At 72.1% G+C, this 24,712-nt stretch carries 19 protein-coding genes; 6 read left to right on the forward strand and 13 right to left on the reverse strand.

Annotated features, from left to right (window positions below; all coding sequences use genetic code 11):
- Nucleotides 1-176: 176 nt before the first annotated feature.
- Nucleotides 177-2,615, reverse strand: coding sequence for a DNA helicase PcrA (gene pcrA, locus ABT170_RS39430; protein ID WP_329946481.1), 2,439 nt, complete (start codon nucleotides 2,613-2,615; stop codon nucleotides 177-179).
- Between the two features lie 437 nt (nucleotides 2,616-3,052).
- Between pcrA and ABT170_RS39435 the strand changes: the two genes are divergently transcribed.
- Nucleotides 3,053-4,222 carry a C40 family peptidase gene (locus ABT170_RS39435; protein WP_329946482.1) on the forward strand — a complete coding sequence of 390 codons (1,170 nt, stop codon included), beginning with the start codon at nucleotides 3,053-3,055 and terminating at the stop codon, nucleotides 4,220-4,222.
- A 64-nt stretch (nucleotides 4,223-4,286) separates the two neighbouring features.
- Here the strand turns inward: ABT170_RS39435 and ABT170_RS39440 are convergent, their stop codons facing one another.
- Nucleotides 4,287-4,640: a hypothetical protein gene (locus ABT170_RS39440; RefSeq protein ID WP_266923024.1), complete on the reverse strand. Its 354-nt coding sequence runs from the start codon at nucleotides 4,638-4,640 to the stop codon at nucleotides 4,287-4,289.
- A 394-nt stretch (nucleotides 4,641-5,034) separates the two neighbouring features.
- On the opposite strand from ABT170_RS39440, the gene ABT170_RS39445 reads away from it, so the two are divergent.
- Together ABT170_RS39445 and ABT170_RS39450 are read left to right on the forward strand one after the other, a co-directional pair.
- Nucleotides 5,035-6,108, forward strand: coding sequence for a C40 family peptidase (locus ABT170_RS39445; protein ID WP_329946483.1), 1,074 nt, complete (start codon nucleotides 5,035-5,037; stop codon nucleotides 6,106-6,108).
- A gap of 65 nt (nucleotides 6,109-6,173) precedes the next feature.
- Complete coding sequence (locus ABT170_RS39450) at nucleotides 6,174-6,935, forward strand: GNAT family N-acetyltransferase (protein ID WP_351875919.1); 762 nt, start codon at nucleotides 6,174-6,176, stop codon at nucleotides 6,933-6,935.
- A gap of 169 nt (nucleotides 6,936-7,104) precedes the next feature.
- On the opposite strand, the gene ABT170_RS39455 is transcribed toward ABT170_RS39450, so the two are convergent.
- Together ABT170_RS39455 and ABT170_RS39460 are read right to left on the reverse strand one after the other, a co-directional pair.
- Entirely contained in the window at nucleotides 7,105-7,800 is a 696-nt protein-coding gene (locus ABT170_RS39455) for a LuxR C-terminal-related transcriptional regulator (protein ID WP_266923022.1), read from the reverse strand.
- Nucleotides 7,797-9,083, reverse strand: coding sequence for a PspC domain-containing protein (locus ABT170_RS39460; RefSeq protein WP_329946484.1), 1,287 nt, complete (start codon nucleotides 9,081-9,083; stop codon nucleotides 7,797-7,799). Before ABT170_RS39460 ends, ABT170_RS39455 begins: the two co-directional genes overlap by 4 nt.
- A gap of 169 nt (nucleotides 9,084-9,252) precedes the next feature.
- On the opposite strand from ABT170_RS39460, the gene ABT170_RS39465 reads away from it, so the two are divergent.
- A complete protein-coding gene (locus ABT170_RS39465; protein WP_329946485.1) occupies nucleotides 9,253-10,599 on the forward strand; it encodes a PspC domain-containing protein in 1,347 nt (448 codons plus the stop codon).
- Nucleotides 10,586-10,849, forward strand: coding sequence for a hypothetical protein (locus ABT170_RS39470; RefSeq protein WP_329946486.1), 264 nt, complete (start codon nucleotides 10,586-10,588; stop codon nucleotides 10,847-10,849). Before ABT170_RS39465 ends, ABT170_RS39470 begins: the two co-directional genes overlap by 14 nt.
- On the opposite strand, the gene ABT170_RS39475 is transcribed toward ABT170_RS39470, so the two are convergent.
- The 5 genes from ABT170_RS39475 to guaA all read right to left on the reverse strand — a co-directional run bounded on the left by ABT170_RS39475 (nucleotide 10,756) and on the right by guaA (nucleotide 16,207).
- The gene (locus tag ABT170_RS39475; RefSeq protein ID WP_351875922.1) at nucleotides 10,756-11,265 is read right to left on the reverse strand and encodes a DoxX family protein; all 510 of its coding nucleotides are present in this window, start codon (nucleotides 11,263-11,265) and stop codon (nucleotides 10,756-10,758) included. The two genes, ABT170_RS39470 and ABT170_RS39475, sit on opposite strands and share 94 nt — an antisense overlap.
- A 176-nt stretch (nucleotides 11,266-11,441) precedes the next feature.
- Nucleotides 11,442-12,710: a hypothetical protein gene (locus ABT170_RS39480; protein ID WP_351875890.1), complete on the reverse strand. Its 1,269-nt coding sequence runs from the start codon at nucleotides 12,708-12,710 to the stop codon at nucleotides 11,442-11,444.
- A 113-nt stretch (nucleotides 12,711-12,823) separates the two neighbouring features.
- Nucleotides 12,824-13,618, reverse strand: a complete 795-nt coding sequence (locus tag ABT170_RS39485; protein ID WP_351875893.1) for a class II aldolase/adducin family protein — start codon at nucleotides 13,616-13,618, stop codon at nucleotides 12,824-12,826.
- An 86-nt stretch (nucleotides 13,619-13,704) separates the two neighbouring features.
- On the reverse strand, nucleotides 13,705-14,460 hold the full coding sequence (locus tag ABT170_RS39490) for an SAM-dependent methyltransferase (protein WP_329946489.1): 756 nt from the start codon (nucleotides 14,458-14,460) through the stop codon (nucleotides 13,705-13,707).
- A 151-nt stretch (nucleotides 14,461-14,611) separates the two neighbouring features.
- The gene (gene guaA / locus ABT170_RS39495) at nucleotides 14,612-16,207 is read right to left on the reverse strand and encodes a glutamine-hydrolyzing GMP synthase (protein ID WP_329946490.1); all 1,596 of its coding nucleotides are present in this window, start codon (nucleotides 16,205-16,207) and stop codon (nucleotides 14,612-14,614) included.
- Nucleotides 16,208-16,499: 292 nt separating this feature from the next.
- Between guaA and ABT170_RS39500 the strand changes: the two genes are divergently transcribed.
- Nucleotides 16,500-16,805 carry a chorismate mutase gene (locus tag ABT170_RS39500; protein ID WP_329946491.1) on the forward strand — a complete coding sequence of 102 codons (306 nt, stop codon included), beginning with the start codon at nucleotides 16,500-16,502 and terminating at the stop codon, nucleotides 16,803-16,805.
- A gap of 435 nt (nucleotides 16,806-17,240) precedes the next feature.
- Here the strand turns inward: ABT170_RS39500 and ABT170_RS39505 are convergent, their stop codons facing one another.
- From ABT170_RS39505 to ABT170_RS39520, 4 genes are all read right to left on the reverse strand, one after another.
- Complete coding sequence (locus ABT170_RS39505) at nucleotides 17,241-18,992, reverse strand: peptidase (protein WP_351875897.1); 1,752 nt, start codon at nucleotides 18,990-18,992, stop codon at nucleotides 17,241-17,243.
- 94 nt (nucleotides 18,993-19,086) lie between these two features.
- Entirely contained in the window at nucleotides 19,087-21,015 is a 1,929-nt protein-coding gene (locus ABT170_RS39510; protein WP_329946493.1) for a GMC oxidoreductase, read from the reverse strand.
- A 119-nt stretch (nucleotides 21,016-21,134) separates the two neighbouring features.
- Nucleotides 21,135-22,751, reverse strand: coding sequence for a succinic semialdehyde dehydrogenase (locus ABT170_RS39515; protein ID WP_329946494.1), 1,617 nt, complete (start codon nucleotides 22,749-22,751; stop codon nucleotides 21,135-21,137).
- 154 nt (nucleotides 22,752-22,905) lie between these two features.
- On the reverse strand, nucleotides 22,906-24,633 hold the full coding sequence (locus ABT170_RS39520; RefSeq protein WP_351875901.1) for a serine/threonine-protein kinase: 1,728 nt from the start codon (nucleotides 24,631-24,633) through the stop codon (nucleotides 22,906-22,908).
- Between the last annotated feature and the right edge of the window lie 79 nt (nucleotides 24,634-24,712).

Consider the following 24,712-nt stretch of genomic DNA (forward strand, 5'->3'; position numbering starts at 1 on the left):
CGACGGGACGGTCGCCGACAACATCCGCGTCGGCGACCCGGAAGCCGACCCCGCCGCGCTGCGCGACGCGGCACTGCGCGCGAGCCGAGGCTGCCCCCGCCCCCGGGCGTTCTCCGTACACGGCTTCTCGGCCCCAGCCTTTTCGGCCGGAGCCTCTCGGCCTACAGCTGCCCGGCCTACAGCTTCTCGACCGGCGCGTACCGCAGGAGCAGCTTCTTGGGCCGCTCGTCGCCGAAGTCCACCGTGGCCTTCGCCTGGTCCCCGAAGCCCTCGACGGCCGTCACCGTGCCCAGACCGAACTGGTCGTGGGTGACCCGGTCCCCCACCACCAGCGTGACCACCGGCTTCTCCGAGCTGCGACGGGTCGCGAAGCCGGACGGGCCGGAGCGCGAGCGGGACGAGGACAGCGAGGACGTGATGCCCGAGGTCGGACCGGCCGGAGCCGCCATCGGCCCCTTCCGCTTCCACTCCAGGTGCTGGTCCGGGATCTCCTCCAGGAACCGCGACGGCGGGTTGTACGAGGGCTGGCCCCAGGCGCTGCGCATCGCGGCCCGGGTCAGATAGAGCCGCTCACGGGCGCGGGTGATGCCGACATAGGCGAGCCGCCGCTCCTCCTCCAGCTCCTTGGTCTGGCCGAGGGCCCGCATGTGCGGGAAGACGCCGTCCTCCATCCCGGTCAGGAACACCACGGGGAATTCGAGGCCCTTGGCCGTGTGCAGCGTCATCAGGGTGATGACGCCGGAGCCGTCCTCGTCCTCGTCCGGGATCTGGTCCGAGTCGGCGACCAGCGCGACCTTCTCCAGGAATTCGGCGAGGGTGCCCGCGCCCTCCTCGTCGCCGCGCTCCTGCTCGAATTCGAGGGCGACGGCGGCGAGCTCCTGGAGGTTCTCGATACGGGTCTCGTCCTGCGGGTCCGTGGAGGCCTGGAGCTCGGCGAGATAGCCGGTCCGCTCCAGGACCGCCTCCAGGACGACGGCCGGTCCGGCGCCGGACTCGACGATCGTGCGCAGCTCCTCCATGAGCGTGTTGAAGCGCTTGACGGCGTTGGACGAGCGGGCCGCCATGCCGTACGCCTCGTCGACGCGGCGCAGCGCCTGCGGGAAGGAGATCTTCTCGCGCAGCGACAGCGCGTCGATCATCGCTTCGGCGCGGTCGCCGATGCCCCGCTTGGGCACGTTCAGGATGCGGCGCAGGGGGACGGTGTCCTCGGGGTTGGCGAGGACCCGGAGGTAGGCCAGGACGTCCCGGACCTCCTTGCGCTCGTAGAAGCGCACTCCGCCGACGACCTTGTAGGGCAGCCCGACGCGGATGAAGATCTCTTCGAAGACACGTGACTGGGCGTTCGTCCGGTAGAAGACGGCGACATCGCCGGCCTTCGCGTCGCCCGCGTCCGTCAGCCGGTCGATCTCGTCGGCGACGAACTGCGCCTCGTCGTGCTCGGTGTCGGCGACATAGCCGGTGATCCGGGCGCCACTGCCGGCGTTCGTCCAGAGATTCTTGGGGCGGCGGCTCTCGTTCCGCTCGATCACCGCGTTGGCGGCGGAGAGGATCGTCTGCGTGGAGCGGTAGTTCTGCTCCAGCAGGATCGTGGTGGCGTTCGGGTAGTCCTCCTCGAACTGGAGGATGTTGCGGATGGTCGCGCCCCGGAAGGCGTAGATCGACTGGTCCGCGTCACCGACGACACACAGCTCGGCGGGTGCGTCCGCCTCGCCGGACGGGCCCACCAGCTCGCGCACGAGGGTGTACTGCGCGTGGTTGGTGTCCTGGTACTCGTCGACCAGGACGTGGCGGAAGCGGCGGCGGTAGTGCTCGGCGACGTCGGGGAACGCCTGGAGCAGATGGACCGTCGTCATGATGATGTCGTCGAAGTCCAGGGCGTTGGCCTCGCGCAGCCGTGCCTGGTACAGCGCGTACGCCTGGGCCAGCGTCTTCTCGAAGCCGTCGGCGGCCTGGCCGGCGAAGGTCTCCTCGTCGATCAGCTCGTTCTTCAGGTTGGAGACCTTGGCCGTGAACGACTTCGGCGGGTAGCGCTTGGGGTCGAGATCCAGATCGCGGCAGACCAGGGCCATCAGCCGCTTGGAGTCGGCGGCGTCGTAGATCGAGAACGACGAGGTGAAGCCGAGCTTCTTCGACTCGCGGCGCAGGATCCGTACGCACGCGCTGTGGAAGGTCATGACCCACATGGCGTTGGCGCGCGGGCCGACGAGCTGCTCGACACGCTCCTTCATCTCGCCGGCGGCCTTGTTGGTGAAGGTGATCGCGAGGATCTGGCCGGGGTGCACACCGCGCTCGGCGAGCAGATGGGCGATCCGGTGGGTCAGCACCCGGGTCTTGCCCGAGCCGGCCCCGGCGACGATGAGCAGCGGCGAACCGGCGTGCACCACGGCGGCGCGCTGCTCGGTGTTCAGCCCGTCGAGCAGCGCGGCGGCGTCGATGACCGGCCGCGGGGCACCGTCGCGGTAATAGCCGTCGCGGGGCGGCGGGGGCGCGTCGAAGACGCCCTCGAAGAGACCCTCCGGCACCGCTTCGGGTGCGTGGTCCTCGGGAGGCGGCGGGGGCCCTTCCTCCGAGTGCTGGAGGCCGGTCAGGAAGCTGTCGTCAAAGAGGCTGCTCATCGCTTGACGAGTCTAGGCCGCCGCACTGACAGCCCGTGGCCGCTTCGGGTACGAGGGCGGCCGGACGGGCACGTACGGAGACCGGGCGCCCACGCCGCGTAGGGGAAGGGCGGCGGTGTCCGGCTCCCGCGGACCCGATTCGCCGAGGTCACGAAAATGTATCGGGCATATCGAACATCCACCTTCACAGCGGCCCCACGGGTGGCTAGCGTGCTCGGTCGGGCGCCCCGTACCCCCTTGAGGCGAACCACGCCGAGCGGACGCCCCCGCCGAATCCGTACTGCCCGTCGGCAGCCCGGGACCGGGGACCCACCAGCGGTACCGGGGTGAATCGGTCCTTCCCCACGGGACCGTAGGGCAGCCTTCCGTTCCGCCCGCACCTCTTTCCTCGGCAGAGCTCGGCGCCGGCGAACCCGGTAGGCGGTCCACGGAAGGAGATGCCGGCCTTGGCCTCGCATCGCAAACCGCGTACGAAGGTGCGCACCACCACTCCCGCCGTCGGGCTGACGACGGCGGCGCTGGCCTCCGTCACGCTGCTCTCCACGCAGAGCGCGACGGCCGCGCCCGCGGAGCCCAGGCCCGGGATCGAGGAGGTCCGGAAGAAGGTCGACGACCTCTACCGGCAGGCGGGCACCGCGACCCAGCAGTACAACAAGGCGAAGGCGGCCTCCGCGACCCAGCGCGCCGAGGTCGACGCCCTGCTCGACGAGGTGGCCGAGCGCGCCGACAAGGTCAACGAGGCCCGCCGCGCCCTCGGGAACTACGCGGCGGCGCAGTACCGCACCGGCGGCATCGCGCCCACCGCGACCTTCTTCCTGGCGGACGACCCGCAGGCGTACTTCGACCAGGACCAGCTGATGGGCCGGATGACGAGCCGGCAGCAGAAGGCCGTCGCCGACTTCCGCGAGCAGCAGTCCGCGGCGGCGGTCAAGCGCGCCGAGGCGGTGAAGAGCCTGGAGACGCTCACCGAGTCGCAGGCCACGCTGCGCACCAGCAAGCAGAGCGTGCAGACGAAGCTGACCGAGGCGCGCACCCTGCTGTCGACGCTGAACGCCCGGGAGAAGGCCCGGCTGGCGGAGCTGGAGCGCGAGAAGAAGGCCGAGGCCAGGATCAAGGCGGAGAAGCTGGCCCGCCAGCAGGCCGCCGCCGAGGCGGAGGCCGAGCGCAGGGCCAAGGAGGAGGCCGCGAAGGAGCCGGGCTCCGGGAGCGGGACCGGCGGCGGGACGGACACCGGATCGGAGCCGGACAGCGGCTACGCCGCCAAGGCGGAGAAGGTCCTCGCGTTCGCGCGCGGCCAGATCGGCAAGCCGTACGTCTGGGGCGCGACGGGCCCCGCCTCGTACGACTGCTCCGGGCTGACGCAGGCGGCGTGGAAGGCGGCCGGGGTCGACCTGCCCCGTACGACCTGGGACCAGGTGAAGGTCGGCACCCGGGTGGCCACGGCGGACCTGCGCCCCGGGGACCTGGTCTTCTTCTACGACGACATCAGTCACGTCGGCATCTACAAGGGCGACGGCATGATGATCCACGCGCCGAAGCCCGGCGCGAACGTGCGCGAGGAGTCGATCTACTACATGCCGATCTACGGCAGCGTGCGCCCCGCCTGAGCGCGCGATGCCCGGGACGGCCGGTGGAGGCCGTCCCGGGGCGCTTCGGGCCGGAGCGGCCGGCTCAGGTCCAGAGTGTGGCGATGAAGATGTTGGCGACCGTCAGACCGCCGACGGCGGCGAACGCGCCCTTGTCGACCTTCTCCTCGTCCCGCTTGATGTAGACGAGCGCGAGGATGACGACCAGGATCAGCAGCTTCACGCCGATCTTGATGTTGTTCACGGTCTGGTCGTCGGCCTGGTTGAGCCCGACCAGGGCGACGCCGGTGACCAGCATGGTCAGCGCACCGTGCAGCATGGCCGGAACGAATCGCGCCGTGCCCGCGCCCATCGCCTTCATCTGGGTCAGGAAACCTCCCAGCAGCGAGGCGATGCCGATGATGTGCAGGGCGACGAAGATATTGATGAGTACGTCCATGGTTCCGCAGCCTAGGACCCTGCCCCGAACGGCGGAGCGCGGCCCTGGCCGTAGCACCACCCGACTGCCAGGTGTAGCGTTCTTGGCTCGTTCTTACGGGTTTCGCCCGGACCTGCACGAATTGCCTGACTCTGAGGCAATATTTCCGGTCACTCCGGTGCAGCGAAACGCCATATGCGTGCAATAGCTGTCATGTCGACTCTTTTCCGTGTCCCGCGATTAGCGTCCCTCCCAGGTGATCGGCTCTCCCGCGCCGCCCGTACCCGGGCGGCACCCGCTCACCCCGCCGCGAGGTCCGGCGGTCGGCCGCTCCCCCCGTGGTGGCCGGCCCTCCGGGCCTCGCGTGCCCGCCGGTAGCCCCCGGCGGGCAGCCGACAGGAAGGATGCAGCCCTCGTGGCCGCGCACCGGAAACCAGCTCACCGGAAACCCAAGCAGCGCCTGTTCACCGGCTCTGCTGCCCGCACCGCGGCCACCCTGGCCCTCGCCGGGGCGGCGACCGCCACCACCGCCACCGGCGCCGGAGCGGCCCACGCCGAGCCCCGCCCCACCCCGGCCCAGGTCAAGAGCAAGGTGGACCGGCTGTACCACGACGCGGAGGTCGCCACCGAGAAGTACAACGGGGCGAAGGAGAAGGCGACCGCGACGGCGAAGGCCCTCGACGCCCTGCGCGACGAGGCGGCCCGCCGGACCGAACGCCTCAACGCCTCGCGCGACGACCTCGGTTCCCTGGCCACCGCGCAGTACCGCACCGGCGGGCTCGACCCGGCCGTCCAGCTGGCGCTCTCCTCCGACCCCGACCAGTACCTCCAGCGCGCCGCGTTCCTGGACCGGGCCGGTGACCGCCGGGCGACCGTGCTCAACGGGATCCGGCGCCAGCTGACCGAGGTGGCCCGCGTCCGGGCGAGGGCCGAGGAGGAGATCGGCACCCTCACCGCCCGTCAGGCGGACCTGAAGAGACACAAGGCCCGCATCACCGGCAAACTGGCCGACGCACGGCGGCTCCTGGACACCCTGACCGCCGCCCAGCGCGCCGACTACGAGCGCGCGGCCGACGCACGGCACGGCGGCGCCTCCCACGCGGACCGCGCCTTCCCCCGCGGCTCGGCCGTGGCCCCCAACGCCCGTGCCGCCCAGGCCGTCGCCTTCGCGTACGGGGCGATCGGCAAGCCGTACGTCTGGGGCGCCACCGGCCCCTCCTCGTTCGACTGCTCCGGGCTCACCCAGGCCGCCTGGCGCGCGGCCGGGGTCTCGCTGCCCCGCACCACCTACACACAGATCAACGCCGGACAGCGGGTCTCCCGCTCCGAACTGGCCCCCGGCGACCTGGTGTTCTTCTACTCCGGGATCAGCCATGTCGGGCTCTACATCGGCGGCGGCCGGATGATCCACGCACCGCGCCCCGGCGCACCGGTCCGCATCGCGCCCCTCGACGAAATGCCTTTCGCGGGAGCGACCCGGGTGGCATAGTCTCCCGGCGCCGACCCCGGACCCGCCGAAGGACTCCCCGTATGCCGATGGCCCCCCGTACACCGATGGACGTCGAAGTCCAGGAGTACGCCCGCACGCTCGCCCTGCGCTCCCCCGACCACTACCGGGTGGGCCCCTTCACCGTGCGGCACAACCCGCTCTGGACACTGAAGTACGCGAACTACGCCATCCCCGACCGGGACGCGGAGCCGAGCGCGGCTGATGTGACGGCTCTGATCGACGCGTTCCGCGAGCGGGAGCGGCTGCCGCGGCTCGAATATCTGCCGGTCTGGGCCCCGGCGGTCGAACCGGCGCTGCTGGCCGCCGGGTTCACCGTGGAGAACCGGGCCCCGCTCCTGGCCTGCGCCCCCGAGGGGCTGCTCCCGCCGAAACCGGTGGACGGGCTGCGGATCGCGGTGCCGGTCACCGACGCGGAGTTCGCCGATGCCGCCCGCACCCAGCACCAGGGTTTCGGCGGCGAGGGCGAACCCGAGGAAGGGATGGCCCACGGGCTGCGCAGGGCGACGGCCGACGGCGGGATCGTCGCTCTGGCCACCCTCGACGCCGCCCCCGCCGGGGTGGGCGGCTGCTCCGTCGCGGTCGGCGGTCTCAGTGAACTGGTCGGCCTGGCCGTGGCGGAGACCTTCCGCCGCCGCGGCATCGGCGCCGCGCTCTCGGCCTGGCTGACGGAACGGGCCTTCGGCCAGGGCTGCCGGACCGTCTGGCTGGAGCCGGGCGACGGCGACGTGGAGCGGATCTACGCGAGCATCGGCTACCGCCGGATCGGCGAGAAGCTCAACATCTCGCTCGCCCCGGCCGCGGACTGACCCGGGCTGCCGCGTGCAGCCCCGAGCCGGGCGGCACGGGGCAGCACAGGCGACACGGGCGGCACGGTGTGGGCCGGGCCGGACCTTCCCCGAGCACGGCCACCGCCCGGACCGGCCGTCCCCCGGCCCACCACCGCCCGGACCGGCCGTTGCCCGGACCGGGCGTCGCTCAGACCAGCCGTCGCGCCGTCGCCCACCGGGTCAGCTCGTGCCGGTTGGAGAGCTGGAGCTTCCTCAGCACCGCCGAGACATGCGACTCGACCGTCTTCACCGAGATGAACAGCTGCTTGGCGATCTCCTTGTACGCGTACCCCCGCGCGATCAGCCGCAGCACCTCCCGCTCCCGCTGGGTCAGCCGGTCCATGTCCTCGTCGACCGGCGGCGCGTCCGTCGAGGCGAAGGCGTCCAGCACGAACCCGGCCAGCCGCGGGGAGAACACCGCGTCGCCGTCCTGCACCCGGAAGACCGAGTCGACCAGGTCGGTGCCGGTGATCGTCTTGGTGACATAGCCGCGCGCACCGCCGCGGATGACCCCGATGACGTCCTCCGCGGCGTCCGAGACGGACAGCGCGAGGAAGCGCACCGGGTTCTCGGCTGCCGACATCATCGAGGCGCAGCGGCGCAGCACCTCGACACCGCCACCGCCCGGCAGATGGACGTCGAGGAGGACGACCTCGGGGCGGGTCGCCGTGATGACGGTGACCGCCTGGTCGACGTCGGCGGCCTCACCGACGACCTCGACCCCGGTCTCCTCGGTGCGGCCGATCTCGGCCTGGACCCCGGTGCGGAACATCCGGTGGTCGTCGACGAGCACGACCCGTACCCGCCGCTCCGGGCCCCCGGTGGCTTCGGTGTTCTCGGTCATTCGCTCGCCCTTTCCATCTCCAGCTCGACTTCCGTGCCCCCGCCGGGCACCGAACGCAGCCGGGCCGTACCGCCGTTGCGCTGCATCCGGCCGATGATTGATTCTCGTACGCCCATCCTGTCCCCCGGTACGGAGTCCAGGTCGAATCCCGGACCCCGGTCCCGTACGGAGACGAAGACCGTGCGGCCCTCGACCTCCGCGTAGACCTGGACGGCGCCGCCCTCGCCACCGTACTTGGCGGCGTTGACCATCGCCTCGCGTGCGGCCTGCATCTGGGCGGTCAGCCTCTCGTCGAGGGGGCAGTCGCCGACGACGACGACCTCCAGCGGTACGCCGTGCTTGTCCTCGACCTCGGCGGCGGCGCGCTTGACCGCTTCGGCGAGGTTCTCGGGCTCGTCGTCCTCGTCCTTGCCGGTGCCCTCGGGGTTGTACAGCCAGTTGCGCAGCTCGCGCTCCTGGGCGCGGGCCAGTCTGCGGACCTCGCCGCCGTCGTCCGCGTTGCGCTGGATCAGGGTGAGGGTGTGCAGGACGGAGTCATGGACATGGGCGGCGACCTCGGCACGCTCCTGGGCCCGGATGCGCATCAGCCGCTCCTCTGAGAGGTCCTGGGTCATCCGCACCAGGTAGGGGCCCGCCAGCAACGCTATGCCGGTCAGTACGGCGATGGCGGCGGTCATCACGTTGCCGAGCTGGGCCGCCGAGCCCCGGACCACGATGAAGACGGCGAGGCCGAGGCCGACGAGGGCGACTCCGGCGAGCCCGCGGGCCAGTTGCAGCACGCGGCGGCTGCGGCCGACCTCCATCCAGCGGGCGCGCCGGGCGTTGTCGGCCTGCCGCCACACCAGGACGGAGCCGGCGCCGATCAGCAGCGTGGGCCAGATGTAGCGGTCGGCCTTGCTGCCCATGTCGACATTGCCGACGAAGATCATGGCACCGATGAGGAGCGCGACCAGGGCGAAGACCTGGCCCTTGTCGGGCTTGCGGAGCCGGCGCCGGCCGTCGGGGGCCGTCTCGAAGACCGAGCGCGGTGCCTCGACCCCGCCGACGCCGAGCGGGACGACGATCCAGAACACCGCGTACAGCAGGGCGCCGAGGCCGTCCGCGAAGAACAGCCCGAGGAAGACGAACCGCACCCAGGCGACGGGCAGCCCGAGGTGTCCGGCGAGCCCCCGGGCGACACCGCCGAGCAGCCGTCCGTCGGCGCTGCGGTACAGCTTGCGCGGCGGCGGCTCCTCCGGGTCGGACGCGAGGGAGCTGGCGGCTCGGGTGGTGGCGGTCGGCATGCACCGATCGTCACACGTGCGCGGCGGGCGCGGCATCAGGGTCGCCCCCCAGTCGACCCTGATGCCCGCCCCGGGCCGCCGCCCCCCAGGGGACCCCGGGGCCAAAATCAGGGATCGGCCAGGGTCGCGGCGGGTGCCGCCGGGAGGTCCGGACGGTCACCATGGAGGCATGATCGCTCCTCAGGACGCCGGCCCCGGCGCCGCGCCCCCGGCCGAACCGAAACCGCAGCTGCGCCGCAGCCCGCGGCAGAAGGTGGTGGCGGGGGTCTGCGGCGGCCTGGGGCGCTATTGCGACGTCGACCCGGTGATCTTCCGGATCGTGCTCGGTGTGCTCGCGGTGACGGGCGGGATCGGCCTGATCTTCTACGGCTTCGCCTGGCTGCTGCTCCCCGTGGAGGGCGAGGAGGAGAACGAGGCGCGCAGGCTGCTGTCGGGCCGGGTCGAGGGCGCGTCGCTGGTCGCCCTGATGCTGGCCCTGATCGGCTGCGGGCTGTTCCTGTCGATGCTGGGCAACGGCGGCGTCCTGGCGTTCGCCTCGATGCTCTCGCTGGCGGTGGTCGGCTTCTCCGTGTGGACGCAGCACCGCAGGACCGCGGCCCCGGAGGACCCGCTCGACGTGACGGGGGCGCCGAGCACGACGGGGGCCCCGCACGCCGGTGGCCTCGGTACGGCGCCGCCGGAGGTGAAGGCGCCGCCGACGCCGGGCAGCCCGTCCTGGTGGCGGGATCCGATCGTCAAGGACGGCACCTCGGGGCCGGTGGGGCCTGGCTATCTGTGGGGTCCGGCGGACACCAGCCTCTCCTCCCCGGCGGCGAGTCCGCGCCGGGCGACGGCGGACGCTCCGTTCCGGCCGCCGGGGCAGGCCACGGGCGGCACGCGCGGCCCGCGTTCGATCGGCGGTCCCGTGTTCCTCCTCGCCCTGGTGGCCGGAGGTCTGGGCACGGGGCTGAGCTGGGAGACCCACCCGCTGGGGACATGCCTGCAGATCGGACTGGCCGCCGCGCTCGCGGTGTTCGGTCTCGGGCTGGTCACCGCTTCGTTCCTCGGCCGGACCGGCTTCGGCACGATCATGATGGCGATGATCACGGCGGTGCTGCTGGCGGGCGCCTCGGCACTGCCCAAGGACATCGGTACGGACTGGATCCGCAAGGAGTGGCGCCCGGCCTCGGTCGCCGCAGTCCAGCCGCGCTACGAACTGGGCACCGGGGACGCGAGGCTCGACCTGTCCGGGGTGGCGGTCCCCGCGGGCGGGACCGTGCGCACCCGGCTGGAGGTCGGGGCGGGACGGGCCACCGTGGTGGTGCCCAGGGCGGTGACGGTGAAGGTGTACGCGGAGGCCGGCCTCGGGGACATCCGGGTGCTGAAGGCCGCGCCGCGCGAGGGCGTGCGCATCGCCTCCGACCTGAGGACCGAGCGCAGCTACGCCCCGCCCAAGGGCGCCGGGCCGGCCGGCACGGTCGAACTGCGACTGGAAGTGGGCATCGGACAGGTGGAGGTAACCCGTGCTGATTCATGAGTTCCGGCCCGGCCGCGCGGTGGCCGGCCTGGCGATGCTCGGCCTGGCCGCCGGTTACGCGGGCGACGCGGCGGGGGCGTGGAACGTCCCCTGGACCTTCTTCCTCCCGTTGTTCTTCGGCGGCCTGTGGCTGGCCGCCACCGTGACCTGGGCGGCCTACATGTTCCGGCGGCGCAGGGACGCCCGGAAGCTGTCCGCGGAGAGGACGGAGGCACCGGCGAGCACGAGCGGCAGCCAGGCCATCAGATAGATCAGGTCGTTGCCGTAGTAGTACGGGGTGGTCTGCCAGCTCACGGTCAGCCACAGGCTCAGCGAGATCAGCGCGCCGCCCAGCGCGGCGAGCCGGGCCCAGAGACCGATGAGGGTGCCGAGGCCGACGGCCAGTTCACCGATCGCGATGGCGTAGCCGAAGCCCTCGGGGCTCTTCAGCGTCAGGTCGACCAGGCCCGGGATCGCGGCGGAGTCGCGCACCGCGCGCATCATCTCGCCGATGGATCCGGCGCCGCTCGCGGACATGAACGAGCTGTCCGTCAGCTTGTCGAGCCCCGCGTAGACGAAGGTGACGCCGAGGAAGACCCGCAGCGGCAGCAGGGCGTATTCCCGCGCCCGCTCGCGCAGCGGCCTCGGCTCGTTCAGAAGGTACGTCTTGCCGCCGTAGCCACGCATCAATGCCCCACTCTCCGATTGCCCGTCACCCGACCATACGTACGCCGGAAACGCGCCGCTCACCAGGGCTGCGGTTCAATCGGCGGACATACGGTCCGAAGACCGTCCGGGGCGGCCCCGGAGGTGGCCCGGCGCCGTCCCGGCGGCAACGGCACGGGGCCGTCCGGGCGGCGACCTCAGTCGGTGACCTCGATCGGGCAGCGGTTGGTCTCCACCCCGGCGGCCGTGACGACCTGTACGTCCACGACGCCCGGTTCGACCTCCACCGGCACGGGCACGGTGAGCACCGTGTCGGCCGGATTGGCGAAGCCTCCGGCGACCGGGATCAGCGGGACATGGACATGGACGCGGCCGATCCTGACGACCAGCCGGGCCAGCCGGTCGGGACTGCCGGCACCGGGCGGTACGAAGCCCGCGCCACGGATCTCGATGTCGTCCCCGGTACGGATCGGGGCGTCCAGGTCCCCGGCCTCCCGCGCCCGGACGACGGACAGGACGACCGGGCGACCGCCCTCCGCGTACTTCCCGGCGAAGTAGGTCGCCGCGGACACCACGACCAGCAGCGCCAGACCCCACGGCAGGTCGGGCAGCTGCTCGGGGCGGCGGGCCAGCCGGACCGCCGCGAACAGCACGGCGACGGCGCTCACCAGCACGTACTGCACATCGGTGAAGCTGCCGCGCCCCGAGTCGTCGGTCAGCAGATCGGCGGCGCGCGGCCGGTCGGCACGCAGCTTCTGGAGCCGCTGCGCCAGCACCCGTACGGTCACCACGCGGCGTACGACGACGGCCACGGCGCAGACCAGCGCCAGCACCGTGAGCACTCCGGCGGACCGCACCAGGTCCAGTCCCTCGATCAGGGCGTCGCGGTCGCGGTGGTCGGACGCGCCCGCCAGCTGGAGGGCGAGCACGAGCACGGAGAACACGGCCAGCAGCACCCAGGCCGCGGCGACCGTCCGTGAGGTGGAGAGCCGGTTGTCCTCCCCGATGAGCGGGGCGAGCAGGCCGCCGCGGGCCCGGTGGAGGCGGGCGGCACCGGTCAGCAGGACCGCGGTGACGAGCCCGGCGATCAGACCCGCGGTGCGGGCGGTGGACCAGCCCGCGCCGATGGCGGTGACGCTCTCGCCGATGACCAGCGCGACGAGCCCTCCCCAGACGACGAACAGGGTGCGCTGCCACACCTGGTGGAGCCAGGCGTCGCCCGCCTCACGGCCCCGTGCGGCGACGGCGCGGGCCGACTCGGTCAGCTCGTCGGAGACCCACTGCCGGGAGGCCGAGGCCGACCGGGCCACGCCCGCGGGCAGGCCCTTGCCCGCCGCCAGTTCGTCGCGTTTGGCGAGGAAGGCGGCCACCGCGCGCCGGTGTCCTTCGCGTGCTCCGTGCGGGCAGTCGCCGCACGTACAGCCTCCGCCGTGCGTACCGCTCGCCCTCGCCTCGTCCAACGCCACGGAGAATTCCGCCCTTTCCCGCCCCGGTACAGCCAACTCACCTGTGATTTCTGCGAATTGTGCCGTACGGGACAGCCGCGGACCGCATCGGGGCGGGCCGGGGGCGCGTGTCGTCAGAATGTGCGACTGATCCGCTGCCACAGTGGCTGGTAATTGATCCACGCCACCAGGTCGCTGCCGAGCTGCTCGCGGGTGGTGACCGCGTCCCGGTGCTGGATCAGGACGGGCTTCCCGGCGGCCCGCGCCATCAGCTGCACCTGGCAGGAGCGTTCCATCGTGAGGAACCACCAGGCCGCCGCGTCCACCGAGTCCCCCACGGTCAGCAGCCCGTGGTTGCGCAGGATGACCGCCTTGCGGAGACCGAGCGCGGCGGCGATGCGGCGCCCCTCGTCCTCGTCCACGACGACCCCGGTGTAGGTGTCGTACAGGGCGTGGTCCTCGTAGAAGGCACAGGATTCCTGGGTGATCGGCTCGATCAGCTCGCCCAGCGCGGACAGGGCCCGCCCGTGCAGGGAGTGGGTGTGCGCGACGGCCACGACCTCCGGGCGGGCCCGGTGCACCTGCGCGTGTACGGCGAAGGCCGCCTGGTTGACGTGGAACCGCCCCTGGAGGACCTGCCCGTCCCCGTTGACCAGGATCAGGTCCTGCGGGGCGATGTCCTCGAAGGGCGCCCCGAACGGATTGACCCAGAAGCAGTCCGTGAGCTCCGGGTCCCGGGCGGTGATGTGCCCGGAGACGCCGTCCTCGTACCCCTGCTGCCCGAAGAGCCGAAGCGCCCCCGCCAGCCGTTCCCGGCGGTACGCGCGCTCCTCGCCCGGCGACGCGTGCACGGGCGGCATCGCGAACCGCAGCTGCTCGACGGGTATCGGCTCGGGTGCGGCGGTCGGCAGGGCGGTGGGCTCGGACATGGCGGCTCCTCGGGGCTCCCGGGCGGCGTACGGGATCGGAAGTTACCGCCGGTTGCCACAGGTGGCCAGTGCGAACACGGACCGAGTCAGGCGCTGAGGACGAGGTAGGCGAGGCTGAACCGCGAGCGGTAGCCGCCGTAGTAGCCGGTGCGGCGGGCGTCGACCTCGGCCATCACCTCGTCGTACAGCGGGTGCCCGGGGTTCTCCAGTGCCCAACGCTGGCCCCGCCCGATCGGGCCGTCGGACTCGAAGACATCCCATTCGCGCTCGTCGGCCACGGTGACCTGGAGGGGGCGCAGCCCGGTACTCTCCGCCAGCCGGATCAGTTCGAGCAGCGAACCGAAGTCGCCCGGCTCGGCCCCGATCCCGTCGAGCGCGGCCGGGGTCGGCTCGCGCAGCCAGATCCCGTCGCCGAACAGCACCCGCCCACCGGGGCGCACGGCCGCCCGCAGGGCCTTCAGCGCCTGTGCCGTCGAGCCGGGCCAGGCGTGGGACGAGCCGATGGAGACGGCGAGGTCGTAGTCTTTCCCGGCCCATTCGGCGGCGGGTACGGCGTGGAACCGTACGCGCTCCGCGAGGCCCCGTCCCTCGGCCAGCCGGCGCCCGCGCGCCACGGCGTCCGGGTCGGTCTCGACGGCGTCCCCGGTGGCCCCGGGCGCCGACTCCACCAGGCGCATCAGCAGCTCGCCCCAGCCGGCGCCGAAGTCGGCGATCCGTGCCCCGGGCTCGGTCGCGCAGGCCGCGATCAGCTGGGCCGCGTGTTCCTCGGAGAGCGGGGTGTTCCAGGTCAGGCGGTGGTTGTGCGGGGCGGACAGGAGCGGGCGGATCTCTTCGGCGGACATGGTCGCGCAGCCTCGCACGGACCGGGCGGGCCCGCCACCGATTTACCGCGCGCCCGGCGGGTACGACGGCGCCGCCGCCCGGAGGCGGATACGGCGATGCCGCCGCCCGGACGTCCGGGCGGCGGCATCGGTACGGGTCCTGCGGGAGGGACTACTCCCACTCGATGGTGCCCGGCGGCTTGCTCGTCACATCGAGGACGACGCGGTTGACGTCGGCGACCTCGTTGGTGATGCGGGTGGAGATCTTCGCCAGCGTCTCGTACGGCAGGCGCGACCAGTCGGCCGTCATGGCGTCCTCGGAGGAGACCGGACGCAGCACGATCGGGTGGCCGTAGGTACGGCCGTCGCCCTGGACGCCGACCGAGCGGACGTCGGCCAGGAGGACCACCGGGCACTGCCAGATGTCGCGGTCCAGGCCGGCCGCGGTCAGCTCCTCGCGGGCGATGGCGTCGGCCTCGCGCAGCAGGTCGAGGCGGTCCTTGGTGACCTCGCCGACGATGCGGATGCCGAGCCCCGGGCCGGGGAACGGCTGGCGCTGGACGATCTCCTCGGGCAGGCCGAGCTCCTGGCCGACCATCCGGACCTCGTCCTTGAACAGCTGGCGCAGCGGCTCGACGAGCTGGAACTCGATGTCGTCGGGGAGGCCGCCCACATTGTGGTGGGACTTGATGTTGGCGGTGCCGGTGCCGCCGCCGGACTCGACGACATCCGGGTAGAGGGTGCCCTGGACGAGGAAGGCGACGTCCTCGCCCGCCGCGCCGGCCTCGGCGACGAGCTCGGCCTGGGCCTGCTCGAAGACGCGGATGAACTCACGGCCGATGATCTTCCGCTTCTGCTCCGGGTCGGAGACCCCGGCGAGCGCGTCGAGGAAGCGCTTCTCGGCGTCGACGACCTTGAGCTTGACGCCCGTGGCGGCGACGAAGTCCTTCTCGACCTGCTCGGTCTCGCCCTTGCGCATCAGCCCGTGGTCGACGTAGACGCAGGTCAGCTGGGAGCCGATGGCCTTCTGCACGAGGGCCGCGGCGACCGCGGAGTCCACGCCGCCGGACAGCCCGCAGATGGCGCGCTTGGTGCCGACCTGCTCACGGATGAGCGCGACCTGCTCCTCGACGACATTGGTCGTCGTCCAGTTGGGCTCGATGCCCGCGCCCCGGTAGAGGAAGTGCTCCAGGACCTGCTGGCCGTGCGTGGAGTGCAGGACCTCCGGGTGGTACTGGACGCCGTAGAGCTTCTTCTCGTCGTTCTCGAAGGCGGCGACCGGTACGACGTCGGTGGACGCGGTGACGGTGAAGCCCTCGGGGGCGGCGGAACAGGCGTCGCCGTGCGACATCCACACCGACTGCTCGGCGGGCGTGCCCTCGAAGAGCGTGGAGCCGGTCTTGGAGACGGTGAGCCCGGTACGGCCGTACTCGCGGGCGCCGTTGTCGTCGACGGTGCCGCCGAGCGTGGTGGCCATCAGCTGGAAGCCGTAGCACATGCCGAACACCGGCACCCCGGCCTCGAACAGCGCGCGGTCGAGGGTGGGCGCGCCCTGCGCGTACACCGAGGACGGGCCGCCGGACAGGATGATCGCCCGGGGGTTCCTGGCCAGCATCTCGGCCACCGGCATGGTGGACGGGACGATCTCGCTGTAGACCCGGGCCTCACGGACACGGCGGGCGATGAGCTGGGCGTACTGCGCGCCGAAGTCGACAACGAGGACCACGTCGGCCGTGGTGTCGGGGGCGGCGGGGGGTGCTGCTGGCACGGGGGCGGCCTTCCGGCGGTGATGAGGGGTCTGTTTTGTCGATTCTACCGGCCGTGCGCGTCTCACGATCCGGGCCCGGCGTTGGTGGGACGGCGGGGCCGGGGCCATACTGTCCCCATGCGTCAGCACACGACCTTCGTCTTTACCTATGGCATCCGGCCCGCCGGCTGCCATGGTCGTGCTGCTTGAGCTACTGACAAGCAACGTTCCAGGCGCCCCGGGCCGACAGGCCCGGGGCGCTCTGCGTCGCGGGCCTGTCGGCCCGGGGGCCCACCCCACCAGGAGTGACCCCATGAGCAGTGGCACCGCCCCCATGAAGACCCTCACCGAGCAGACCGGCGCGCACACCGACGAGGCCGCGTCACTGATCGGCGACGCCCGTGCCCGCATCGATGTCCTCGACGACCGGATCATCGGCCTCGTGCAGGAGCGGATGGCCGTCTCGGCGGTGATCCAGGAGGCCCGGATCACCTCGGGAGGGCGCCGGGTGAACCTCTCCCGGGAGATGGACGTGCTCGCCCACTTCCGGGACGCGCTGGGCAGGCCCGGCACCTCGCTCGCGATGACGCTGCTGGAGCTGTGCCGCGGCCGGGTGTGACCCGTGCGCCCCTGCCCGGCTGTACGGCCGTATCTGCGTTCGGTCCCGGTCTCACCCGTACGGCGCGTGACCGGGGCCACAGTGGCTTCGTTGGTCCGGGTGTCCGTGCCAACCAGGGGCGGCATCGGTAGGAAACCACGCGTGGCTCCGTCGGGACGTGTGACGTACTGCAGGTACGTCGTGGGACCGCGTTCCGGCGCACGTGACCGGTCGGCAGGGGACAGCAGCCCGGTCACCCCATGTGCGGTCGGCCCCGGGGACGCCCGGGGACGACCGCATCCGGTCGAAACGGCTGCGCCGCGCGCAGTTCTTCGACCACGATGCGAACGGATCCCGTCCCCGCCCGTCCCGCATCATCTCGCCCCTCGGCTCTCCTCGCCCCGGCTCTCCTCGCCTCCGGCCCCGGTGCCTGAGGCCGGGCGTCCGGTGCCGGTGTCAGTCCTGCCGGACCCGGCGCCGGGTCGTCGCGTACAGCACCCCGCCCGCGGCCAGCGCGACGGCGGCGGCGCCGGATGCCAGGAGCGCGACGGAGCCGGTGGAGGCGAGGCTGCCGCCGCCGGCCGCGCCGGTGCTCCCGGACGTGGAGCCCGAGGTGCCCCCGCTGCCCGACGTACCGGAGGCGGACGCCTCGCCGGAGGTGCCGGACGCCGAGCCTCCGGTGCTGCCCGACGTGGCGCCTTCCGAGCCCTCCGAGCCCTCCGCCGTACCGCCGGAGTCCTCGGAACCGGAGTCCTCACCGTTCAGCACCAGCAGCGCGGAGTTGTTGGCCGGCTTCGGGTCGAAGGGCAGCGCGGGGTTCGAGAGGAAGATGTCGCGGACGGTGACCTTGCCGGAGGCGCCGATCAGCTTCTCGTGGATCTTCAGCTCGAAGGGCAGGGTGACCTCGGCGTCCTCGCGGACGGTCATCGAGGTGTCGCAGACGTAGCGCGGGGCGCCGAGCTGCTCGTCGCGCTGGTTCCCGCCGGCCGAGACGCCCCGGCAGGAGTCGGGCTTGGCCGTGACACTCGCGCCCTGGGGCACGGTGAAGTCGACCGTGGCGACGTTCTCGCCGGAGCGGAGGTAGCCGATCCAGGCCGGGCCCTTGTTGCGGAAGCCGATGTCGGCCTTCACGGTGTCGCCCTCGGCGCCGGACGCCTTGTCCCCGTACGCCACGAAGTCGGCCGTGTTCTTCGTGCGGAAGTCAACCTCCTGCTGGTTGTCCCGGGGGTTGAGGTCCAGCCCGCGGGCGGACGGCACCTTCTTCAGGGTGAGGGCCGGGCCGGTCCCCCGGTCGAAGCTCGCGCCCGCGCGCTGGGCGGCGCGCTGGGCGGCGCCGTCCTCGTGGATGCGGTAGATGAAGGTGTCGTAGTACGCGCGCTCGGTGGACTTGACGGTGAGCGGTGTCTCCAGCGTGTACGTCCCACCCGCCTCGAACTCGCCGTCGATGGAGCAGAGTGCGGTGGACCAGGCGAAGTCGCCCATCTCCGGGGCGCTGTTCTCCAGGTACTCGCAGTTGGAGTAGCGCTGGGGGAGGTCCAGTCCGCGCGAGTACATCAGGGTGAGCAGGACCCCGTCGGCGGCCCGGGTGCCGTTGTTGGTGAAGGTGATCGGGGCCTGCTGCGTGTCGCCCGGGGCGGGCTCCTGGTCGAACGGGAGCTGTTTCATCACGAGGTCGGGGCCACCGACCGTGACCTCGGTGGTGAACGGGGTGAAGGTCGCGCCCTTGGCCGCACCGGTCACCTTGATGGTGCCCGAGTCGCCCTCCTTGCTGCCCTTGGCCGCTCTGACCTTCAGGTCGGTGAGCAGGCTGAGCCCCGCCCACACACGGTCGTCGTGGCAGACCGCCGTGGCTCCGGTGACCTCGCACTCCGCGCCCGCCTGGCCGTCGAAGCCGACGTCGGCGACGCCCGCGACTCCGGAGAGGTCGAAGGTGTAGGTGACCTCGCCCCGGTAGCCGCCGGTCTCCTCGTCCTCGGCCGGATTGCTGACGGTGATCCCGACGGTGGACTTCCTCGGCGAACCGCTCTCCGGGTACGGGTACAGGCCGGTCTGCGCGGGGCCGCCCAGCGTGAAGACGGGGTCGGCCGCCTTCACCGGTGCGGCCACGGCGAGCGCACCGGCGGAGAGCGAACCGGCGGCCAGCACACCGGCGACGGCGAGACCGCCCGCGGTACGGCGCAGCGCGGTTCTCGGGGAAAGGCGTGTCATCGCGCACCTCATGGGACTCGACAGAGCTGTGTGACTGCTGTGAGGCAGTACCGGTTCGACCACGCAGCCGTCCGAAGAGTTGCCCTCAGCAAGATCACGGATTGGGCACGGCGTCCCCGTCCGCCCGGACCTCTGCGTTCCCCGCCGACGGCGCGGCTTCCCCCCGGGACGGGACCGCGTTCCCCTGCGACGGGACCGCGTTCCGCTTCGGGGGCACGGCGGGCATGCCCAGGAACGGCAGCTTCAGCGCCCCGAACGCCTCCTTCGGCACCGCCGGTGACCGCGGTTCCACCGCGGCCAGCCGCTCATAGGCCGCGCCCTGCGCGGGACGGGGGTCCTGCGCCCCCTTGTTGGGCCAGAAGGACATGGCCCGCTCCGCCTGCGCCGTGATGGTCAGGGAGGGATTGACGCCGAGGTTGGCGGAGACGGCGGAGCCGTCGACGACGGAGATTCCCGGGTGGCCGTACAGCCGGTGGTACGGGTCGATGACCCCGTCCTCGGCACTCGCCCCGATCGGGCACCCGCCCAGGAAGTGCGCGGTGAGCGGGGTCCCCATCAGCTCCCCCACGTTGGAGCCGGCGAAGCCGTTGATCTCCTCGGCGAGCAGCGTGGCGCTGCGGGTCGCCTCGGCGATCTGGGTCGGGTTGGGTGCCCCGTGCCCCTGCCGGGCGGTGAGCAGGCCCTTGCCGAGCCCGCCGGGCTTGCGGTACGTCGTCAGGGAGTTGTCCAGCGACTGCATGACCAGACCGATGATGGTCCGTTCGGACCAGTGGCGGTTGGAGAGCGAACGCGCGGCGAGCGTGGGGTGCTTGACCACATTGCCCAGCCAGCCCAGTACCCGGCGCCCGCCGTAGGGCACCTGGAGGATGGACATGGCACCCATGGCGTTGGAGCCCTTGCCGTAGCGGACGGGCTCGATGTGCGTGTCGGCGTCCGGGTGGATCGAGGAGGTGATGGCGACGCCCCGGGTGAAGTCGGCCCTCTTGGCGCCGTGCTTCCTGCGGTAGCGGCGGTCGCTGGTCTGCGAGCCGACCAGCGCCTCGGAGTTGGTCCGGGTCAGTTCGCCGAGCCGTGCCGAGAGCCGGGGCAGCAGGCCCCGGTCCTTCATTGTGTGCAGCAGGGTCTGGGTACCGTACGTGCCCGCCGCGACGACCACCTCGCGGGCGCGCAGCCGGGTGGGCTTCCCCTTCTTCCGGCGGTCGGTCGGGACGGTCGTGACGCGGTAGCCGCCCTCGGGGTCGTCGGTGACCGCGATGACGGAGGTCATCGGGTGGATGACCGCTCCGGCCTTCTCCGCGAGGTACAGATAGTTCTCGTTGAGCGTGTTCTTCGCGCCGTGGCGGCAGCCGGTCATGCACTCCCCGCACTCGGTGCAGGCCCTGCGGGCGGGGCCGGCGCCCCCGAAGTACGGGTCGGCGACCGTACCGCCGGGCTTCGCCCTGGCCGTGCCGTCGGAGTCCTCGCCGTCGCCGAAGAAGACGCCGACCGGGGCGAGGTGGAAGGTGTCGCCGACGCCCATGGCCTGTGCGGCGGCCTTGAGGTGGATGTCGGACGGGGTCATGGTCGGGTTGAGCCGGACCCCCAGCATCCGTCGGGCCTGGTCGTAGTACGGCTTCAGCTCGTCCTGCCAGTCGGTGATCCCGGCCCACTGACGGTCCTCAAAGAACGGCGTCGGCGGTACGTACAGCGTGTTGGCGTAGTTCAGCGATCCGCCGCCGACACCCGCGCCGGCCAGCACCATCACCTTGCCGAGCAGGTGCACGCGCTGGATGCCGAAGAGGCCGAGCGCCGGGGCCCAGAGGTAGTTCCTGAGGTCCCAGGAGTTCTTGGGGAGGGTGCCGGGGGTGAAGCGGCGGCCCGCCTCCAGGACCCCGACCCGGTAACCCTTCTCGGTCAGCCTCAGCGCCGACACCGCACCGCCGAAGCCCGAGCCCACGACGAGGACGTCGTAGTCGTACGCCGCGTCGTCCTCGGCCGGCACCGGGTTCACGGGCCGATTCCGGTCAGGGCTGTCCTGGGACATGGCTCTCCTCGGTACGAAAAGGACAGAAGTGCCGCGGCGTACGCGCGGTCGCCGGGGTGCGGGGCAGTGAGGTCGCGGGGCAGTGGGTCGGCGGGGCTGCTGGGCGGCGGGTCGGCGGGTCAGCGCAGGCGGAACGCCTTCATCACCTTCAGGCTGCTGCTCATGAGCGCCGCGTACTTCTCGTCGTCCATCCCGAAGGAGGGGGCGAGCGGAATCAGCCGCTGCTGGGCGACGGTCTGAGCCTCGGTGTACTTGAGGATGCCCTCGGATCCGTGCCGCCGGCCGAGACCGGATTCCTTCATGCCGCCCATCGGGGACTGCACGCTGCCGTACGCGGGGGCGTACCCCTCGTTGATGTTGACCGTGCCGGTCCGCAGCCGCGCGGCCACCCGGTGGCCACGCCTGCCGTCCTTGGTCCAGACGCTCGAATTGAGACCGTACGGAGTGGCGTTGGCGAGGCCGATGACCTCGTCCTCGTCGCTGAACCGGTAGATGGAGACGACCGGCCCGAAGGTCTCCTCGGTGCAGACGGCCATCGGCGCCTCGACGCCGTCCAGGATGGTCGGCTCGTAGAACAGGGGACCGATGTCGGGCCGGGCGACACCGCCCGCGACGAGGGTGGCGCCCTTCTCGACCGCTTCGGCGACGTGCCGGGTGACGGTCTCCAGCTGCCGCTCACCGACGAGCGAGCCCATGTCGGCGCCGTACGCGAGGGAGCTGCCGAGCCGCATGGCCTTCGTACGGGCGGCGAACCGGGCCACGAAGTCGTCGGCGACCGACTCGTGGACGTACAGCCGCTCGATGGAGATGCAGAGCTGTCCGGCGGAGGAGAAGCAGGCCCGCACGGCACCCGCCGCGGCCTTCTCCACATCGGCGTCCGCCAGGACCAGCATGGCGTTCTTGCCGCCGAGCTCCAGGGAGACGCCGACCAGGCGGGCGGCGGCGCCCCGGGCGACCTCGCGGCCGGTGCGGGTGGAGCCGGTGAAGGAGACGTAGTCGGCGCGGTTGACGACCTCGGGGCCGACGACGGGGCCCTCACCGAGGACGATCTGGAAGACCTCGGCGGGCAGCCCCGCCTCGATGAGCAGATCACGGGCCCACAGCGCGGTCAGCGCGGTCTCCGTGTCGGGCTTCATCACCACGGCGTTGCCGGAGACGAACGCGGGCAGGGCATCGCCCACGGACAGCTCGAACGGGTAGTTCCACGGGGCGATCTGGCCGATGACCCCGCGCGGCTGGCGCAGCTCGGTGACCTTGGTCAGGGTCGGTACGACGCCGGTGTGCCGCTTCGCCCGCAGATACGCGGACGCCCTGCGGCCGTAGTGCCGGGCGGCGACGGCGACGGCCTGCACCTCCTCGTGGGCGTGCAGACGGGCCTTGCCGGTCTCCAGCTGGATGAGGTCGAGGACCTCGGACTGGCGGCTGAGCACGAGGTCGTGGAAGCGGAGCAGGACGGCCGCCCTCGCCCGTACGGGGGTCGCGGCCCAGGCGGGCTGGGCGGCACGGGCGCGCTCGAAGGCGGTCGCCACGTCCTCGGGGGTGGACTCGGGCAGGTCCGCCAGCTTCTCCCCGGTGAAGGGGGTGTGGTTGGCCGTACGGCCGGAACCGACCACCCCACGGGTCAGCTGGGCGATCACCTCGGGGGTGACCACATCGGCTGCCGTGCGCGCGCCGGCGGGAGCGGCGGCGACGGGGTTCGTACCGAGGGGGGCAACAGGAGCCTGCGAGTCCGTCATGAGGCCGAGAGTATGTCCACCCGCACACTTTTGGTACCCGTGGGTAATAGGTTTTCACACTCCCCACAAGCCGACGGCCGGCCACCCCGCAAACTCGCCAGTGATCGCTGGCCACATAACCGCTGATCAGTGCCTATGTACCCGGCAGTGCCCGTCAGTCCGTCGTCTCCGGCGCCCGCCAGCTGCGCAGCATGATCTCGAACTGCTCCCGGCTGGTCTCCCGGTCCGCCTCCGGCGCGGTCAGGTACAACGCGTACTCGGGACCGTTCGCCTCGCCGTAGTACATCTGGTCGATGCCGTAGCGCGGGCCGGGATGTTCCTTGGACTCGACCCAGGTGAACTCCCAGAGGGAACCCGGACGGTCACGGTAGGTGTTGGAGTGCAGGGTGATCCGGTCGTAGCCGGGCAGCCGCCTGGAGAGATCCTTCTCCAGGTTCAGCATGTGCGTGTACGAGTTCTCGAAGTCCGGTGCCGGATCGACGCTGATCCGGATGCGGTGCGCCCCGTTGTCCGGCGTGTAGTCGATCTGGTTGCCGTCCGTGCGGCGCGTCCACCCCTGCGGTACGAGCAGGCTGAAGCCTTCCGGATCGTTGACCCGCTCCCAGCCGTCGGGTATCTCCTTCAGCGGCTTCGCCGAAGGGGTCGCGGGGTCCGAGGACTGCGGCGGGGTGGTCCTCGGTGCGGTGCTGACCCCCTGGGAGCCGCCCTTGCCCGCGGATCCCCCGTCGCCGCCCCCGTCCCCGTTCCCGTACTTCATCACGGCCAGGCCGGCCGCCCCGCCGAGCACCGCGGCCGCGGCGATGACCACGAGCGTGGTGCGCCAGCGGGCCCCACCCCGCCGGGTCACCGGCGGGGAGACGGGCCCGGGGAGCGGGGCCGCGCCGTGGACGGGGACCGGGGCGGACAGGGTGTGCGGGGTGCCGGGAGGCACGCCCTCGGGCAGCCGGCCGGTGGCACCGTCCTGGGCCGGGAGTCCGCGCAGGGCCTCCTCGCCGACCCGTTGGGTCGGGACGAACTCCTGGGCGGCGCGGGGCTTGCGGCCCTCCATGGCGTCCAGCAGCATCCGTTCGGTCTCGGCGGCCGAGGGCCGGTCCTCGGGGTCCTTGCGGAGCAGCGCGGTGATCACGGGGGCCAGCGGTCCGGCGTTCCTGGCCTCGGGCGCCTCCTCCGTGACGACGGCCTGCATCGTGGAGATCGGGGACGTACGGCGGAACGGGGAGCGCCCCTCGACGGCGGTGTACAGCGTGGCGCCGAGCGACCAGAGGTCGGAGGAGGGGCCCGGGTCTCCGCCGCGTACCCGTTCGGGCGCCAGATAGTCGATGGATCCCACCAGTTCACCGGTCCTGGTGATGGTGGAGTCGCCCTCGATCGCGGCGATCCCGAAGTCGGTCAGCAGCACCTGTCCGTCGCGGGCGAGCAGGACGTTGCCGGGCTTGACGTCCCGGTGCAGCACTCCGGCGCTGTGCGCGGCCCGCAGGGCGCTCAGCACGTGGAGGCCGATCCTGGCCGCCTCGCGCGGCGCCATCTCGCCGGTCTCCTTGGCCGCGTCGGCGAGCGAGGGCCCGTCGACGTACTGCATGACGATCCAGGGGCGGTTGTCGTACTCGATGACGTCATGGACGGTGACGACGCCGGGGTGCGTGATGCGGGCCGCCGCACGCGCCTCCTTCTGGGTGCGGGCGTGCAGGACGAGGCGGTCGGCCTCGGCGACGTACAGACCGGCGGTCAACTCCTTGACGGCGACGGTGCGGTGCAGCACCTCGTCATGGGCGCGCCAGACCTTGCCCATACCGCCGCGGCCGAGGACCTCGCCCAGCCGGTAACGCCCGGCCAGCACCAGACCCGTACCCGTTGCCGCACCCGTGCCCTGTGAATGATCCACGTGTTGTCCCCGCCCCGTTCCTCGGCTGCCAGATTACGGAGGAGGGGCGCGGCCATGGAACCTGGGATCGCCCACGAGA

It is taken from the genome of Streptomyces sp. NPDC001787, from assembly GCF_040297465.1.
Lineage (GTDB): Bacteria > Actinomycetota > Actinomycetes > Streptomycetales > Streptomycetaceae > Streptomyces.

What these genes read in the sequence shown, in the direction of transcription:
- pcrA (WP_329946481.1), bottom strand. Translation starts at nt 2,615, where the DNA reads ATGAGCAGCCTCTTTGACGACAGCTTCCTGACCGGCCTCCAGCACTCG.
- ABT170_RS39435 (WP_329946482.1), top strand. Translation starts at nt 3,053, where the DNA reads ATGCCGGCCTTGGCCTCGCATCGCAAACCGCGTACGAAGGTGCGCACC.
- ABT170_RS39440 (WP_266923024.1), bottom strand. Translation starts at nt 4,640, where the DNA reads ATGGACGTACTCATCAATATCTTCGTCGCCCTGCACATCATCGGCATC.
- ABT170_RS39450 (WP_351875919.1), top strand. Translation starts at nt 6,174, where the DNA reads ATGGACGTCGAAGTCCAGGAGTACGCCCGCACGCTCGCCCTGCGCTCC.
- ABT170_RS39455 (WP_266923022.1), bottom strand. Translation starts at nt 7,800, where the DNA reads ATGACCGAGAACACCGAAGCCACCGGGGGCCCGGAGCGGCGGGTACGG.
- ABT170_RS39460 (WP_329946484.1), bottom strand. Translation starts at nt 9,083, where the DNA reads ATGCCGACCGCCACCACCCGAGCCGCCAGCTCCCTCGCGTCCGACCCG.
- ABT170_RS39465 (WP_329946485.1), top strand. Translation starts at nt 9,253, where the DNA reads ATGATCGCTCCTCAGGACGCCGGCCCCGGCGCCGCGCCCCCGGCCGAA.
- ABT170_RS39475 (WP_351875922.1), bottom strand. Translation starts at nt 11,265, where the DNA reads ATGCGTGGCTACGGCGGCAAGACGTACCTTCTGAACGAGCCGAGGCCG.
- ABT170_RS39485 (WP_351875893.1), bottom strand. Translation starts at nt 13,618, where the DNA reads ATGTCCGAGCCCACCGCCCTGCCGACCGCCGCACCCGAGCCGATACCC.
- ABT170_RS39490 (WP_329946489.1), bottom strand. Translation starts at nt 14,460, where the DNA reads ATGTCCGCCGAAGAGATCCGCCCGCTCCTGTCCGCCCCGCACAACCAC.
- ABT170_RS39500 (WP_329946491.1), top strand. Translation starts at nt 16,500, where the DNA reads ATGAGCAGTGGCACCGCCCCCATGAAGACCCTCACCGAGCAGACCGGC.
- ABT170_RS39505 (WP_351875897.1), bottom strand. Translation starts at nt 18,992, where the DNA reads ATGACACGCCTTTCCCCGAGAACCGCGCTGCGCCGTACCGCGGGCGGT.
- ABT170_RS39510 (WP_329946493.1), bottom strand. Translation starts at nt 21,015, where the DNA reads ATGTCCCAGGACAGCCCTGACCGGAATCGGCCCGTGAACCCGGTGCCG.
- ABT170_RS39515 (WP_329946494.1), bottom strand. Translation starts at nt 22,751, where the DNA reads ATGACGGACTCGCAGGCTCCTGTTGCCCCCCTCGGTACGAACCCCGTC.